At 66.9% G+C, this 16709-nt stretch carries 12 protein-coding genes; 10 read left to right on the top strand and 2 right to left on the bottom strand.

Going from position 1 to position 16709, the window contains the following annotated elements; genetic code table 11:
• Both ACWDO5_RS04655 and ACWDO5_RS04650 read right to left on the bottom strand, forming a co-directional pair.
• Positions 1-822: a hypothetical protein gene (locus ACWDO5_RS04655; protein ID WP_450528346.1), complete on the bottom strand. Its 822-nt coding sequence runs from the start codon at positions 820-822 to the stop codon at positions 1-3.
• A gap of 9 nt (positions 823-831) precedes the next feature.
• Complete coding sequence (locus tag ACWDO5_RS04650) at positions 832-1071, bottom strand: hypothetical protein (protein ID WP_450528344.1); 240 nt, start codon at positions 1069-1071, stop codon at positions 832-834.
• Positions 1072-1391: 320 nt separating this feature from the next.
• Here ACWDO5_RS04650 and ACWDO5_RS04645 point away from each other — a divergent pair, with 320 nt between their 5' ends.
• The 10 genes from ACWDO5_RS04645 to ACWDO5_RS04600 all read left to right on the top strand — a co-directional run bounded on the left by ACWDO5_RS04645 (position 1392) and on the right by ACWDO5_RS04600 (position 16699).
• Complete coding sequence (locus ACWDO5_RS04645) at positions 1392-3581, top strand: ABC transporter family substrate-binding protein (protein WP_450528342.1); 2190 nt, start codon at positions 1392-1394, stop codon at positions 3579-3581.
• A 274-nt stretch (positions 3582-3855) separates the two neighbouring features.
• A complete protein-coding gene (gene typA / locus ACWDO5_RS04640; RefSeq protein WP_450528340.1) occupies positions 3856-5730 on the top strand; it encodes a translational GTPase TypA in 1875 nt (624 codons plus the stop codon).
• Between the two features lie 832 nt (positions 5731-6562).
• Complete coding sequence (locus tag ACWDO5_RS04635; RefSeq protein ID WP_450528338.1) at positions 6563-7600, top strand: ABC transporter permease; 1038 nt, start codon at positions 6563-6565, stop codon at positions 7598-7600.
• A 98-nt stretch (positions 7601-7698) separates the two neighbouring features.
• A complete protein-coding gene (locus ACWDO5_RS04630; protein ID WP_450528336.1) occupies positions 7699-9495 on the top strand; it encodes an ABC transporter substrate-binding protein in 1797 nt (598 codons plus the stop codon).
• 106 nt (positions 9496-9601) lie between these two features.
• Entirely contained in the window at positions 9602-10579 is a 978-nt protein-coding gene (locus ACWDO5_RS04625) for an ABC transporter permease (protein ID WP_450528334.1), read from the top strand.
• Between the two features lie 10 nt (positions 10580-10589).
• The gene (locus tag ACWDO5_RS04620) at positions 10590-11651 is read left to right on the top strand and encodes an ABC transporter ATP-binding protein (RefSeq protein ID WP_450528332.1); all 1062 of its coding nucleotides are present in this window, start codon (positions 10590-10592) and stop codon (positions 11649-11651) included.
• Positions 11652-11665: 14 nt separating this feature from the next.
• Entirely contained in the window at positions 11666-12790 is a 1125-nt protein-coding gene (locus tag ACWDO5_RS04615) for an ABC transporter ATP-binding protein (RefSeq protein ID WP_450528330.1), read from the top strand.
• 280 nt (positions 12791-13070) lie between these two features.
• Complete coding sequence (locus ACWDO5_RS04610; RefSeq protein WP_450528328.1) at positions 13071-14696, top strand: peptide ABC transporter substrate-binding protein; 1626 nt, start codon at positions 13071-13073, stop codon at positions 14694-14696.
• Between the two features lie 73 nt (positions 14697-14769).
• Positions 14770-15693, top strand: a complete 924-nt coding sequence (locus ACWDO5_RS04605; protein ID WP_450528326.1) for an ABC transporter permease — start codon at positions 14770-14772, stop codon at positions 15691-15693.
• Positions 15686-16699, top strand: a complete 1014-nt coding sequence (locus tag ACWDO5_RS04600) for an ABC transporter permease (protein WP_450528324.1) — start codon at positions 15686-15688, stop codon at positions 16697-16699. The genes ACWDO5_RS04605 and ACWDO5_RS04600 overlap by 8 nt, the downstream gene beginning before the upstream one ends.
• Positions 16700-16709 lie beyond the last annotated feature (10 nt).

The raw sequence follows: 16709 nt of genomic DNA, 5'->3' as shown, positions 1-16709 counted from the left end.
TCAGAACAACCTCGGATCGTCGAAGGCACCGGACGCGACGAGATAGACGTAGAAGTCGGCGAGCGCGACGCTGATCAGCGAAGCCCATGCGAGCAGCATGTGGCGCTCATTCAGCCTGCCGACCCAGCCCCACAGGCGGTAGCGCACCGGGTGTTTGGAGAAGTGCTTCAGCCGGCCGCCGATGATGTGCCGGCAGGAGTGGCAGGACAGGGTGTACGCCCAGATCAGCACGATGTTGACCAGGAAGACGAGGGTGCCGAGGCCCATATGGCCCCACTCGTAGTGCTCGTCGCGGAAGGCGAGCACGGTGTCGTACGTGAGGATTGAGGCGACCGGAATCGCCGCGTAGAAGAAGTACCGGTGGATGTTCTGCAGGATCAGCGGGAAGCGGGTCTCGCCGGTGTACTTCTTGTGCGGCTCGGCGACCGCGCAGGCCGGGGGCGAGGCCCAGAAGCCCCGGTAGTACGCCTTGCGGTAGTAGTAGCAGGTCAGCCGGAAGCCCAGCGGGAAGATCAGGATCAGCAGGGCGGGGGACAGGCTCCACCAGCTGCCGAAGATCTCCCAGTTGGGGCCACCCCGCATCGGCGCGCAGTTCTCCGCGAGGCAGGGCGAGTAGAACGGCGAGACATACGGTGCCGCGTAGTAGTCGGAGTTGGCGAATGCCCGCCAGGTCGAGTAGACGACGAAGGCGAGCAGCCCGGCGGCGGTCAGGGCGGGCGACAGCCACCAGCGGTCGCTACGCAGATGGCGGGGGCCGATGGCGGCGCGCGCGGCACCGTGCACGCCCGTATTGACTTGTGGTGGTTCAGTACCTGTGGCCAACGAGGTCTCCTAGGGAGCGCGCCGGTCTCGGACGCCGAGGCCCTCGTCGTCCGAATCCGTCCACAGCGCGTTGTTGTACGGGACGTCGGGAATGGTGACCAGTTCGGGGCGGGCCGGTGTGATCGGCTCGGCGGTCGTGGCCGGGCCGGCGCCACGTAGCTGATCGACGGTCCGCTCTAGGTCTCCGACACGCTGGACCAGCTCGTCCAGGCGCCGCTGCATCGCCGTCAGATCTTCCTGCTGGGACATGACTTGCCCTCACTTCCGCAGGGTGCGGTGGCATGACTCATGCGCCTGCGAGTGTCGCGCGTCACGTCCCCGCTTGTGAAGGGACGTGCAGGGATTCCCGGCGCATGCGCTTTCAGCGCGCCCCTCGTGGTTCGGATATCACTACCCCCATTTTCTCCCTTTAAGTGGAGTTCTGCCCGGTTCTGCGTTGGGCCGCACGGGTGACCTTGGTGCTGGTCACGTCGTGTCGCCGCCACCTGTTGCGCTCCTTCTACTTCAGTGGACGGGAATCAGTGTGATCATCTCAATAATCCGCAAAATTGGATGAAGAGGTACAAGTCATGTCCAAGGTCGACGCGCCACGCGGGAGGACATGCCCCCGCACGCTCCGCTCTGTCGCGCTGCTCACCAGCGGGGTGCTCGCTCTACCCGTACTGTCGGGCTGCAGCTCGGGCGAGTCCGACACCGGCACCGCCGTGGCCCAGGACATCGCGCCGGCCGGGCGCGACCTGGTCGCCGACGGAGGGACGCTGCGCTGGGCGATCGATGCCTTGCCCACCACGCTCAACGCCTTCCAGGCCGACGCGGACGCCGCCACGACGCGTATCGCCGGGGCCGTGCTCCCTCTACTCTTCACCCTCGACCCGAGCGGCCGTCCGCAGCGCAACCCCGACTACGTCGAGTCCGCCGAGATCGTCAAGCGCGAGCCCAAGCAGGTCGTCCTCTACAAGCTCAACCAGGAGGCGGTGTGGAGCGACGGCCGGGAGATCGGCGCGGCCGACTTCGCCTCGCAGTGGCGCGCGCTGAGCGGCAAGGACTCCGCGTACTGGACCGCGCGCAACGCCGGCTACGAACGGATCGAGAAGATCGAGCGCGGCGCCAACGACCTCGAGGTCAAGATCACCTTCAGGAAGCCGTACGCGGACTGGCGGTCCCTCTTCACCCCGCTCTACCCGAGGGAGGTCACTGGCACCCCGGCCTCCTTCAACGACGGGGCCCGCAACACGCTCAAGGTGATGGCCGGCCCGTTCAACCTCAGGTCCGTCGACCGCGCGGCGGGCACGACCACTCTCGTACGCAATCCCCGCTGGTGGGGGGAGCGGGCCAAGCTGGAGCGGCTGGTGCTGACCGCCGTTCCGCGCGAGCAGCGCGCCGCCGCGCTCGCCGCGGGCAGCATCGATCTCGCTGAGGTCGACCGGGGCACCGCGGACCGGATCGCCCTCGCGACACGGGAGAAGAAGAGCGCCGGCGGCCAGCCGCTCAAGGAGAACGCCAACGAGCAGACCGCCCTGCGCGGCTACGTGGTCCGTAAGTCGCTGGAGCCCGTGTACACCCAGCTCGCGCTGAATGGCGAGAAGGGACCGCTCGCCGACGACCGGGTGCGCCGCGCTGTGGCCCGCGCGATCAACCGCAAGGAACTGGCCGAGACCGTACTGACCCCGCTCGGCCTGCCTGCCTCCCCGCCCGGCAGCCATCTGGCACTGGCTGGGCAGCGGGCGTACGCCGACAACAGCGCAGCGCTCGGCGAGCAGGACACGAAGGAGGCGCAGGCACTGCTGGCCGACGCCGGCTGGACGCCCGCCGGAGCGCGCATGAAGCCCGACCCGGCCAAGGCGGGCGGCGAGGGCGAGGGCGACAAGAAGCCGTCGCCCAGCACGCCCGAGTCGAAGAAGGCCGAGTCGAAGAAGGCCGAGTCGAAGAAGGCCGAGTCGAAGAAGGCCGAGTCGAAGAAGGCCGACGACAAGGCTTCCGCCGACGGGCTCTACATCGTCGGCGACGACAAGCCCGCCGCCGGCGGCGGCCACGGCCCCGAGTCCGGCAGCAGCGGGACGCGTGTCCTCGCGCCCGCCCCCGCCGCGGCCGAGCCCCTCGACGACGACCCCGCGACCAGACCCCGGACGAACGCCGCCGAGAAGCAGGGAGGCCTCGCCGGAGCGTACGCCCCGCGCGGCACGGCCGCCCCCGCCCGGGCGGGCGGCCCGATCGGCAAGGACGGCAAGCCGCTCACCCTGCGCTTCGTCCTCCCCTCGGGCCATGGCTCCGAGGCACTGCGCACTGTGGGCGACAAGATCGCGAAGATGCTGAACCGCATCGGTGTGCGCACCGAGATCACCAAGGTCGCCGACGACAGCTACTTCAAGGACCACATCGCATCGGGCGACTACGACCTGGCGCTGTACTCCTGGCCCGCCACCGCCTACCCGGCGACCGACGCCCGCCCGATCTTCGCCAAGCCCGTGCCCGCCACCGACGGCTCACTGCTGGTGGAGCAGAACTACACCCGCGTCGGCTCCGACCACATCGACCAGCTCTTCGACCAGGCGGCCGCCGAGCTGGACGAGGACGCCGCCCGCGACCTGGTGCGCAGGGCCGACGCCCGGATCTGGGCCGCGGCCGGATCCATCCCGCTCTACCAGCGCCCCGAGCTGGTTGCGGCCAAGGCCCGGGTGGCCAACGCGGGCGCCTTCGGCTTCGCCGCTCCCCGCTACCAGGACATTGGCTTCAAGAAGCCCAAGGCTACCAAGAAGTAGCAGGTCAGAACCTTAGAACCGGCTCAAGTCCCTTGCCCGCCGGCGTCGTCGGCGGGCAAGATCGTGATCACCCTCGACCCGGGCTTTTGACCCCGCTCGACTGCGCGCTTCAGCACCCCCCAGTGCTCCACGATTCCTCTCCCGATCGGGCCGGGAAGCCCCGGACGCGGCGGCCCCGTACCATAGGACTAGCCGTGGCGTGTCCGCCCGGCGGGCGGACGAGGCTACGACCGTCAGACGCCTGATCCCACGATCGAGAGAAGCGCTAGTCAGCATGCCCACGCGCCACGACATCCGTAACGTTGCCATCGTCGCCCACGTCGACCACGGCAAGACCACCTTGGTCGACGCCATGCTGAAGCAGGCCGGCGCGTTCGCCGCGCATGCCGCCGAGCACCTCGACGACCGCATGATGGACTCGAACGACCTGGAGCGTGAGAAGGGCATCACGATCCTGGCCAAGAACACCGCCGTGAAGTACCACCCCAAGGCCGGCGGGGCCCCGATCAACATCAACATCATCGACACCCCCGGCCACGCCGACTTCGGTGGCGAGGTGGAGCGCGGTCTGTCGATGGTCGACGCGGTCGTCCTGCTCGTCGACGCCTCCGAGGGCCCGCTTCCGCAGACCCGCTTCGTGCTCCGCAAGGCGCTGCAGGCCCGGATGCCCGTCATCCTCTGCATCAACAAGACGGACCGCCCGGACTCCCGGATCGACGAGGTCGTCAACGAGACCTACGACCTGTTCCTGGACCTGGACGCGGACGAGGAGCAGATCGAGTTCCCGATCGTCTACGCCTGCGCCCGTGACGGCGTCGCCTCGCTGACCAAGCCGGAGGATGGCACCGTCCCGACGGACAGCGACAGCCTCGAGCCGTTCTTCAGCACCATCCTCGAGCACGTCCCGGCCCCCGAGTACGACGACGCCGCGCCGCTCCAGGCCCACGTCACCAACCTGGACGCCGACAACTTCCTCGGCCGTATCGCGCTGTGCCGCGTCGAGCAGGGCGAGCTGCGCAAGGGCCAGACCGTTACGTGGATCAAGCGTGACGGCACGAAGTCCAATGTCCGCATCACCGAGCTGCTGATGACCGAGGCGCTGACCCGCAAGCCGGCCGAGAAGGCGGGCCCGGGCGATATCTGCGCGGTCGCCGGATTCCCGGACATCATGATCGGCGAGACTCTGGCCGACCCCGAGAACCCGATCGCGCTCCCGCTGATCACGGTCGACGAGCCCGCGATCTCGATGACCATCGGTACGAACACCTCGCCGCTGGTCGGCAAGGGCGGCAAGGGCCACAAGGTCACTGCCCGCCAGGTGAAGGATCGCCTGGACCGCGAGCTCATCGGTAACGTTTCGCTCCGCGTCCTGGACACCGAGCGCCCCGACGCCTGGGAGGTCCAGGGCCGTGGTGAGCTCGCGCTGGCGATCCTGGTCGAACAGATGCGCCGTGAGGGCTTCGAGCTGACTGTCGGCAAGCCCGAGGTGGTCACCAAGCAGATCGACGGCAAGACGCACGAGCCGATCGAGCGCATGACGATCGACTCGCCGGAGGAGCACCTCGGCGCCATCACACAGCTGATGGCGACCCGCAAGGGCCGTATGGAGACGATGACCAACCACGGCTCGGGCTGGATCCGCATGGAATGGATCGTCCCGTCCCGTGGACTCATCGGCTTCCGTACGGAGTTCCTGACCCAGACCCGCGGCACGGGCATCGCGCACTCCATCTTCGAGGGCCACGAGCCCTGGTTCGGCGAGCTGCGCACCCGTAACAACGGCTCGCTGGTCGCGGACCGCGCCGGCACCGTGACGCCGTTCGCGATGATCAACCTCCAGGAGCGGGGTGTCATCTTCACCGAGGCCGGCACCGAGGTCTACGAGGGCATGATCATCGGCGAGAACTCGCGCGCCGACGACATGGACGTGAACATCACCAAGGAGAAGAAGCTCACCAACATGCGTGCGGCTTCCGCGGACACGACGGAGAACGTCGTCCCGCCGCGCAAGCTCTCCCTGGAGCAGTCGCTGGAGTTCTGCCGCGACGACGAGTGCATCGAGGTGACCCCGGAGACGGTCCGTATCCGCAAGGTCGTCCTGGACCAGAAGGAGCGCGGCCGCACGGCCTCCCGCGCCAAGCGCAACTGACGCTCCGCGGACGCCCGTCGGCACGCCTGACCGGAGACGGCCCGGACGAACCCACGAGTGGGGTCGTCCGGGCCGTTCGCGTGTGTCCACGCCATCGGAGAACCGGCGGGGGAGTGGACGGGCCGGAGGCGGTCCGTCAACTGGATTTCCTACCCCCTCCGTTCGGCTATCGGACGTTGCACACCGGAAACCTGTATTAACAGTCCGTTTCGCGGGTGTCTGTCTGCGATCCCTTTGTCCGAATTTTGGGCCTCTGGGGTGAGGTGATGTTGTCAAAACGAGATGCTTTAAGTGTGGTTTACAGCCTGAACTTACCCAATAGTTGGCTCCATTGAGCTCGGGTCAACGGGTCAAGCGCTTTTGGGGAGCGCCGACTCACGAGCACACGGGGTACTCGACGTGTCCGCTGTCAGGGGTGTCAGCGCGCGTAGATGTGCCTCTCTTGTAGTGACAAGTGGACTCATGAGGAGGAACCCATGCGCGGTGCCACGAGCGCCAGTGGGGTCGGGTCGTCGCAGATGGCTCGTACGACTGGACTCTTCCAGCGCGATTCATCCGCTCAGGTCGCCGGCAGCGGCCGGCGATTCTGACACCCGGTCAACCGCTCGGCTCGCGCTCCTGGGGGTGGAACCCATCCCGATCGACGCTCTTTTCCAGCCATCTCGCCCGCGGGTACTCCCTCAGGCGAGAGTTCATGCGGCCGCACCCGTCGAGGGTGGCGGACGGCAGCGGAGGGATCGTCACGCGGCAGCCATAACGGTTCGAGTACAACCACTCGACCGTCATAGCGCGCGGGAACGCGGGTCACCCGACACCCGTGAATGGACACATCATGACCAGTCCAATTGAGACCGAGGCCAGCGACGCCTCTGTCACCTTGGACAAAGAGACCGCGACCAAGACCGATGCCGCGGACAGCAAGACCCTTGTCGGCCGCTCACCCGGCCAGCTGATGTGGACGCGCTTCAAGCGCGACCGCACGGGCATGGTCTCCGCCGTAGTGGTGCTCTTCTTCTTCGCCATCTCGGCGCTGGCCCCGGTGATCTCCGCCTTGTACGGCAAGAACCCCTACACGCTCTACGCCCAGGAACCGGACTATCCGTTCCTGCTCGACGACTTCGCGATGCCCACCGGGAGCCTCGGCGGCATCTCCGGAGACTTCTGGTTCGGTGTCGAACCCAACCTGGGCCGCGACGTGTTCACCATGCTGCTCTACGGCATGCGCACCTCGCTGTACATGGCCCTCGTCCTGACACTCCTCAGCGTGCTCACGGGCGTTGTCATCGGCATGGTGGGTGGCTACTTCGGCGGCAAGGTCGACTACTGGCTGGGCCGGGTGACCGACTTCTTCCTGGCTTTCCCGAACCAGCTGTTCTTCATCGCCTTCATGCCCGTCGTGACCGCGCTGTTCGTCTCTCCGTCGGACGAGACCCCCACCTACCTGCGCGCCGTCGCGATCATCCTGGTGATGTGGTTCCTCGGCTGGATGGGCATGGCCCGTCTGGTACGCAGCTCCGTACTGTCCCTGCGTGAGCGGGAGTTCGTGGAGGCGGCCAAGGTCTCGGGCGCCTCGCGGTGGCGGATCGTGCGCAAGGAGATCCTCCCGAACATCGTCACCCCGATCCTGGTGCAGGGCACCTACTTGCTGCCCAGCTCCATCCTGAGCATCGCCTTCCTCTCGTACGTCGGTGTCGGCTTCGTGGAGCCGACCCCTGACTGGGGCCGGATGTTCGCGATCGGCGCCAACATCTACGAGCAGGACCCTGCGTTCATGTTCTTCCCGGGCGTCGCCATGGTGGTTTTCGTTCTCGCCTTCAACCTTCTTGGCGACTCGGTCCGGGACGCGTTCGACCCCAAGACCGGACGGTGACGTCCATGGGCGGGGGTGGCTGCCGCCCCCGCGCCGGGCAACCGGACGGTCAGGCAGCTCTTCTGGATAACAACGGACAGGTAGGTGCAACGAGCATCATGAAGCCCATTCAATCGCGCTCCGCACGCGCCATAGTCGTCGCCGTCGCGGCCGGCTCGCTGGCGCTTACCGGCTGCTCCAAGGACAGCGGTAACAACGCCAAGGACGAGTCCAAGTCCAAGGAGGACGCCGCGTCGCAGTCGACGCCTGTCGCCTACGGCGACGCCGCTGCCTCCAACGGTCCCGCGGCAGAGATTCCGGGTGCCAAGCCCGGCGGCACCATCAACGTCTACATGGAGTCGGACCTGACCCACATGGACCCGGGCCAGATCTACGTCAGTGACGCGGGCCAGTTCGCCAACCTTGTCCACCGCGGTCTGACCAACTTCCAGGAGGACGACAAGGGCAACCTGACCGTCGTCGGCGACGTCGCCACCGACTCCGGCAAGTCCTCCAACGGCGGCAAGACCTGGACGTACACCCTCAAGGACGGCATCAAGGACCAGGACGGCAACGTCATCACGTCCGCCGATGTCCGTCACACCATCGAGCGGATGTACTCGAAGGTCATCTTCGACGGTCCGACCTACATCCAGGACTGGCTCTCCGGCGGCAAGTACCGCGAGGCGCTGCCGGACGGTCCGTACAAGGGCAAGCACCTGCCGGACAGCATCCTTGCGACCCCGGACGCGAAGACGGTCGTCTTCAACTTCAAGGCCCCGCAGCCCGACCTCCCGCAGGCGCTGGCCATGGCCGGTTACGCCATCGTGCCCCAGAAGGCGGACACGCAGGAGAAGTACGACAAGGCCCCGAAGTCACTGGGCCCGTACAAGATCGCTGAGTACAAGGCCGGCAAGTCCATGACGCTGGTGAAGAACACCAACTGGGACCCGAAGACGGACTCGGTGCGCCACCAGTACGTCGACGGCTACAACTTCACCACGACCATCGACCAGGCCAGCCAGACCAAGCGTCTGATCGCCGACCAGGGCGACGCCAAGAACGCCATCCAGTTCACGGACCCGGTCGACCCGGCCCAGATGCAGGCCGTGGTCGGCAACGCGGCGGTCAACAAGCGCACCGTCAAGGGTTACCAGCCCTACGTCTGGCAGATGTCCTTCAACCTGGACCGTCTGAAGGACAAGAAGATCCGCGACGCGATCACCTACGCGATCCCGAGCCAGTCCATGATCCAGGCTGACGGCGGGAAGTACGGCGGCGAGCTCGCCGGCGGTCTGTTCGCGCCGACCCTGCCGGGCTTCGACCCGACGTACGACCCGTACGGCAAGCTGAAGAAGCCCAACGGCGACCCGGCCAAGGCCAAGGAGCTGCTGAAGGAGGCGGGCGTCAAGCAGGGCACGAAGCTCTCCTACGCCTACTCCAACACGCCGCGTGGCCAGAAGCAGATGGTCATCGTCAAGGACGCGCTCAACAAGATCGGCTTCGACGTCCAGGCCAAGGAGATCGACCGCGCCACCTTCTACGAGCAGGTCGGCAAGCTCAACAACCCGTACGACCTCTACATGACCGGCTGGGGCCAGGACTGGCCGTCCCCGGGCACGGTCGTCACCCCGGTCTACGACGGTGACCTGGTCGCCGACGGTGCCCCCAACTACTCGCACATCAAGGACGAGCAGGTCACCCAGGGCATCAACGAGGCCCTGACGCTGGAGCCCGCGGCCGCCGCCAAGAAGTGGGAGGAGATCCACCACCGCATCGTGGAGGAGATCAACCCGGCTGCCCCCGTCTACTACTCCAAGCAGATCCAGCTGTCCGGCTCGAACGTCGGCGGCGCCAAGTACAGCACCGAGTCGAGCTACATCGACATCAACGACCTGTACCTGATCCAGCCGTAACACCGAGTCACGGCTGATCCGTGGGGGTGTGCGCCAGGCGGAGCGCACCCCCACGGACCCTCACCCCTCACAACCCCGCCGCTTCCGAAGAGAGCAGCCTCCCGCGATGCTTCAGTTCCTCATCCGCAGGTTGACCGGCGCCGTCGTCATCATGTTCCTGATCGGCGCCTTCACGTTCTTCCTGTTCTATACGATCCCCCAGGACTTCGCACAGCTCTCCTGCGGCAGAAACTGCACGCCGGAGAACATCGCGGTCATCCGCGAGAACCTCGGCCTCGACAAGCCGATCTCGGTTCAGTTCTGGGACTTCATGGTCGGCATCGTGGCCGGCCGCGACTTCGCCGTCGGTCACTGCGCCGCGCCCTGCCTGGGAGTCTCGTTCGACACCGGCAACTTCGTCTGGGACTCCATCATGGACCGCTTCCCGTTGACGCTGTCGCTGACCGTCGGCGGTCTGGTCATCTTCCTGCTGCTGGGACTCGGCTCGGGTCTGCTCGCCGCCTGGAAGCGCGGCACTGTGGTCGACAAGGTCGTCAGTGGCGCCTCGATGGTGCTCAGCTCGTTCCAGATCTATTTCCTGGGGCCGATCGTTCTTGGCATCCTCGTCTACAGCACCGGCTGGATGGACAATCCCAAGTACGTTCCGTTCACGGACGATCCGGTCGGCTGGGCCGTCGGCATGCTGATCCCCTGGGCCGTGATGGCGACGATCTTCACCGCCCAGTACACGCGTATGGCGCGCTCCACCATGATCGAGCAGCTGCAGGAAGAGCATGTCCGTACCGCGCGGGCCAAGGGCATGCGACAGCGGTACGTCTTCTTCCGGTACGCCTGGCGCGGCTCCCTCACTCCCATCGTCACCATCCTCGGCATGGACCTCAGCGGACTCCTCGCGGGCGCGGTGGTCACCGAGTTCACCTTCGACCTGGCCGGCATCGGCCGCCTCGCGGTGGAGTCGTCACTGACCAAGGACCTGCCGCTGACGATGGGCGTGATGCTGTTCGGAGCCTTCTTCATCCTGATCCTGAACATCATCGTGGACCTCGCCTACGCCTACATCGACCCGCGCGTGCGCCTCGCCTAGGAGAACGACCGTGACCACACTGACCAAGACCGAAGACACACCGGCCCCGACCGGGCCGGAGGCCTTCCTCTCGGTCCGCGACCTGCGGGTGCGGTTCTCCACCGAGGACGGCATCGTCAACGCGGTCGACGGCCTCTCCTTCGATGTCGAGCGCGGCAAGACGCTGGGCATCGTGGGCGAATCGGGCTCCGGCAAGTCCGTCACCAACCTGACCGTCCTCGGTCTGCACAACCCCAAGACCAGCGCCGTCGACGGATCGATCCGCCTCGACGGCCAGGAGTTGACCGACGCGCCCGAGAAGGAGCTGGAGAAGCTCCGCGGCAACAAGGTCGCGATGATCTTCCAGGACCCGCTGACGGCGCTCTCGCCGTACTACACGGTGGGCCGGCAGATCGCCGAGCCGTACATGAAGCACACCGGCGCCTCCAGGAGGGAGGCGAAGGCGCGGGCCATCGAGATGCTGGACAAGGTCGGTATTCCGCAGCCCGCGCTGCGTTTCAACGACTACCCGCACCAGTTCTCCGGCGGTATGCGCCAGCGCGCGATGATCGCCATGGCGCTCATCTGCAACCCCGACCTGCTGATCGCCGACGAGCCGACCACCGCGCTCGACGTGACCGTGCAGGCGCAGATCCTCGACCTGCTCAAGGACCTCCAGCAGGAGTTCGGGTCGGCGATCATCTTCATCACCCACGACCTGGGCGTCATTGCCAACATGGCCGACGACCTGCTGGTGATGTACGCCGGGCGGGCGGTGGAGCGCGGCAGCGTCCGCGAGGTGCTCCAGGCGCCCCAGCACCCGTACACCTGGGGTCTGTTGAGCTCGATGCCGCGCCTCGGGGGCGACATCGACGAAGCGCTCACGCCGATCCCCGGCACCCCGCCGAGCCTGCTCAACCCGCCCTCCGGCTGCGCCTTCCACCCGCGCTGCACCTTCACCGACAAGGTGGGCGACTCGCGGTGCTCGGGTGAGCGGCCGCTGCTGGCCGAGGGGCGGGCCGCTGCCTGCCATCTCACGGTGGAGCAGAAGCAGACCATCTTCATCGATCAGATCAAGCCCCGGCTGGGCTAGGGAGACGCAGAGACATGAGCGAGAACGTCACTCTGCCTAAGCAGCAGGGAACATCCGATGGGGCAACCGACCGGGGCGAGCCACTGCTCACCGTCGAGGGCCTGACCAAGCATTTCCCGATCTACGGCGGCTTCCCCTTCAGGCGTCAGGTCGGCGCCGTCAAGGCGGTCGACGGGATCGACCTGTCCGTGTACGCGGGCGAGAGCCTCGGTCTCGTCGGTGAGTCCGGCTGCGGCAAGTCCACGACCGGCCGGCTGATCACCCGGCTGCTGGAACCGACCGGCGGCAGGATCACCTACGCCGGGCAGGACATCACCCACGCCGGCCGCAGGCAGCTGGCGCCGATCAGGTCCGAGATCCAGATGATCTTCCAGGACCCGTTCTCGTCGCTCAATCCGCGGCAGACCGTCGGCACCATCATCAAGAGCCCGATGGAGGTCAACGGCATCAACCCGCCCGGCGGGCGCGAGAATCGGGTGCAGGAGCTCCTGGAAACCGTGGGTCTCAACCCGGAGCACTACAACCGCTTCCCGCACGAGTTCTCCGGCGGCCAGCGCCAGCGCATCGGTGTGGCGCGGGCGCTCGCGCTCGAGCCGAAGCTGATCGTCGCCGACGAGCCGGTCTCCGCGCTGGACGTGTCGATCCAGGCGCAGGTCGTCAACCTGCTGCAGAAGGTCCAGGACGAGCTGGGTATCGCCTTCCTGTTCATCGCCCACGACCTCGCGATCGTGCGGCACTTCTCGCAGCGCGTGGCCGTGATGTACCTGGGCAAGGTGGTGGAGGTCGCCGACCGCGACTCCCTGTACAACAGGCCCCGCCACCCGTACACGCACGCCCTGCTCTCGGCTGTGCCCGAGGCGGACGTCGACGCTGCGAAGAAGGAGCGGATTCGCCTCTCCGGTGACGTCCCCTCCCCGATCATGCCGCCGTCCGGCTGCCGCTTCCGCACCCGCTGCTGGAAGGCGCAGGACAAGTGCGCGACCGAGGAGCCGCCGCTGGTGCAGATCTCCGGAAACAGGGAGGGTCACCTGACGGCCTGCCACTTCCCGGAGGAGCCGACGACCGAGGGCCGCGTCGAGGACGTGATCCTGGACCCGGCGCTCGCGGCGCTCGAGGAAGGAAACGGCTCGGACGACTGAGGGCCGCGTGACAACGTCCCGGGCGCCCTGATGGCGCCCGGGACGTTTCTTGTGGAGCACCCTGGTCCGTTCGCGTGGGCGCCGGAAAGCACGTTGCGTCACCGCGGACCCGCGCCGTCGGCCAGGCTGACGCTGTGCGACTGCCGGGACGAGGCGGACCGCGTCCGCGCCCATGTCGGGCCGGGCCGGACGCTCGTCCGGACGGTGGATGAGAATATGCGCGCCATGGCGTAGAAGGTGATATTTGGGCCTAAGCGAGACTTAGGACTGGAGGCACCTCATGCGTGGAGCCGCGCACGCCGGATGGGCCGCATGCGCCGTGGCGCTCGCCCTCGCGGCGACGGCCTGCGGCGGCGGCAGCGACAGCGGTGGTGGTGCCGACGGGATCGTGAGCTCCTCGTGGGGCGACCCGCAGAACCCGCTGGAGCCCGCGAACACCAACGAGGTGCAGGGCGGCAAGGTCCTCGACATGCTCTTCCGTGGACTCAAGCGGTACGACCCGAAGACCGGCGAGGCCAAGGACATGCTCGCCGAGAAGATCAGCACGGCAGACTCCACAAACTTCACGGTCATCGTCAAAGACGGCTGGACTTTCAGCAACGGCGAGAAGGTCACCGCCAAGTCCTTCGTGGACGCGTGGAACTACGGCGCCAACCTCAAGAACAACCAGAAGAACGCGTACTTCTTCGGCTACATCGAGGGCTACAAGCAGGTCCACCCGGAGCAGGGCCGGCCCACCGCCGAGACCCTCTCCGGGCTCAAGGTCGTCGACGACAACACCTTCACGGTCAAGCTCTCCCAGAAGTTCTCCACCTGGCCCGACACCCTCGGCTACGCCGCCTTCTCCCCGCTGCCCAGCGCGTTCTTCGACGACCACGCCGCCTGGCTGTCCAAGCCCGTCGGCAACGGCCCGTACACCGTCGACTCGTACGCCAAGGGCTCGAAGCTGTCGATGCGCAAGTGGGACGGCTACCCGGGCAGCGACAAGGCGCAGAACGGCGGCGTCGACCTCAATGTGTACACGGACAACAACACCGCCTATACCGACCTGACCGCGGGCAACCTCGACCTCGTCGACGATGTGCCGGCCTCGCAGCTGAAGAATGTGCGGGCGGACCTCGGCGACCGGTACATCAACACCCCGGCCGGCATTATCCAGACCATCTCCTTCCCCTACTACAACAAGGCCTGGAACACCCCGGACAGCGCGAAGGTCCGCACGGGCCTGTCCATGGCGATCAACCGCGAGCAGATCACCGACACCATCTTCCAGAAGACGCGTACGCCCGCGAAGGACTGGACCTCGCCCGTACTCAGCGCGGACGGCGGCTTCAGCGAGACCCTGTGCGGTGACGCCTGCGAGTACAACGCCGCCGAGGCGAAGAAGCTGGTCACCGAAGGCGGCGGCATCCCCGGCGGCCAGCTGAAGCTCTCGTACAACGCGGACACCGGCTCGCACAAGGAGTGGGTCGACGCCGTCTGCAACAGCATCAACAACGTGCTGGGCAACGACACGGCGTGCGTCGGCAACCCGGTCGGCACCTTCGCCGACTTCCGCAACCAGATCGGGCAGCACAAGATGCCCGGTCCCTTCCGGGCCGGCTGGCAGATGGACTACCCGCTCATCCAGAACTTCCTGCAGCCGCTCTACTACACCAAGGCCTCGTCCAATGACGGCCTGTGGAGCAACCCGGAGTTCGACAAGCTCGTCGACGAGGCCAACGCCGAGACCAACACGAAGAAGGCCGTCGAGACCTTCCAGAAGGCCGAAGAGGTCGTACGCGACCAGATGGCCGCCATCCCGCTCTGGTACCAGAACGGCAGTGCCGGCTACTCGGAGCGTGTCTCCAACGTCTCGCTGAACCCCTTCAGCGTCCCCGTCTACAACGAGATCAAGGTCAACTGACGGCGGAAGGCGACCGGCCCGGCGTGCCCTACGCGCCGGGCCGTACCCCTTCCCACGACCCCCGGAGCCCTCTATGGGACGTTACGTGATCCGGCGTCTGCTGCAGATGATCCCTGTCTTCCTCGGCGCCACACTGCTGATCTTCCTCATGGTGAACGTGATGGGCGACCCCATCGCGGGCCTCTGTGGCGACCGGCAGTGCGACCCGGCGACGGCCGCCCAGCTGCGCAAGGAGTTCGGCCTCGACAAGCCGGTGTGGCAGCAATACCTGACGTACATGGGCAATGTCTTCACCGGCGACTTCGGCACCGCCTTCAACGGGCAGAAGGTCACCGAGCTGATGGGCGAGGCCTTCCCGGTCACCATCCGGCTCACGCTCGTCGCGATCGTCTTCGAGATCGTCATCGGCATCACGCTCGGTGTGATCACGGGCCTGCGGCGCGGCCGTCCCGTCGACACCAGCGTGCTGCTGCTCACGCTGGTCGTCATCTCGGTCCCGACCTTCGTCACCGGTCTCATCCTCCAGCTGCTGCTGGGCGTCGAGTGGGGCGTCATCAAACCCGCCGTCTCACCGGAGGCGCCCATGGGCGAGCTGCTCATCCCCGGACTTGTGCTCGCCTCGGTCTCTCTCGCGTACGTCACCCGGCTCACCAGGACCTCGATCGCCGAGAACGCCCGCTCCGACTACGTCCGAACCGCCAAGGCGAAAGGGCTCCCCAGAGGGCGTGTGATCAGCCGTCATCTGCTGCGCAATTCACTGATCCCGGTGGTCACCTTCATCGGCACCGACATCGGCGCCCTGATGGGCGGCGCGATCGTCACCGAGCGCATCTTCAACATCCACGGCGTCGGATACCAGCTCTACCAGGGCATTCTGCGCCAGAACACCCAGACCGTCGTCGGCTTTGTGACCGTGCTCGTCATCGTCTTCCTGCTGGCGAATCTGCTGGTCGACCTTCTGTACGCCGTTCTCGACCCGAGGATCCGGTATGCCTGAGTCGCAGCAGCCGAACTTCGATGACGCGGCCATCGCTCCCACCGGAGCGGGAGGCGCGATGGACCTCGCGACCAGCGAGGGGACGACGCTGGAGCTGGATGCGTCAGCCGCCTCCGGCGGACGGGCACCCGGTGGCCCGACGGGCACCGGGTCCGCCGAGAGGGCCCGCAGTCTGTGGTCCGACGCCTGGCGCGATCTGCGGCGCAACCCGATCTTCATCGTCTCCGGCCTGGTCATCCTCTTCCTGGTCGTCATCTCCATCTGGCCATCGCTGATCGCCACCCAGAACCCGCTCCAGTGCGATCTCGCCAAGGCCCAGGAGGGTTCCCAGCCGGGCCACCCCTTCGGCTTCAACGGGCAGGGCTGCGACGTGTACACGCGCACGGTCTACGGGGCCCGCGCCTCGGTCACGGTCGGCGTCTGCGCCACCCTCGGTGTCGCGCTGATCGGTTCCGTCTTCGGCGGTCTCGCCGGCTTCTTCGGCGGGGCCCCGGACGCGATCCTGTCCCGCGTCACCGACATCTTCTTCGGCATCCCGGTCGTCCTCGGTGGTCTGGTCCTGCTGTCCGTCGTCACCAGCTCCACCGTCTGGCCGGTCATCGGCTTCATGGTGTTGCTCGGCTGGCCCCAGCTCTCCCGTATCGCGCGTGGCTCGGTCATCACCGCGAAGCAGAACGACTACGTCCAGGCGGCGCGGGCGCTCGGCGCGTCCAGCTCCCGGGTGCTGCTGCGGCACATCGCCCCCAATGCCGTCGCTCCCGTGATCGTCGTGGCGACCATCGCGCTCGGCACCTATATCTCCCTGGAGGCGACCCTCTCGTTCCTGGGTGTCGGCCTCAAGCCACCGACCGTGTCCTGGGGCATCGACATCTCCTCCGCCTCGCCGTACATCCGTAACGCCCCGCACATGCTGCTCTGGCCGGCCGGCGCGCTGGCGATCACCGTGCTCGCGTTCATCATGCTCGGCGACGCGGTGCGCGACGCCCTCGACCCCAAGCTGCGCTGAGGAGCCCGCC

It is taken from the genome of Streptomyces sp. NPDC000880 (assembly GCF_053599675.1).
This window is presented reverse-complemented; position numbering and strand designations above follow the sequence as displayed.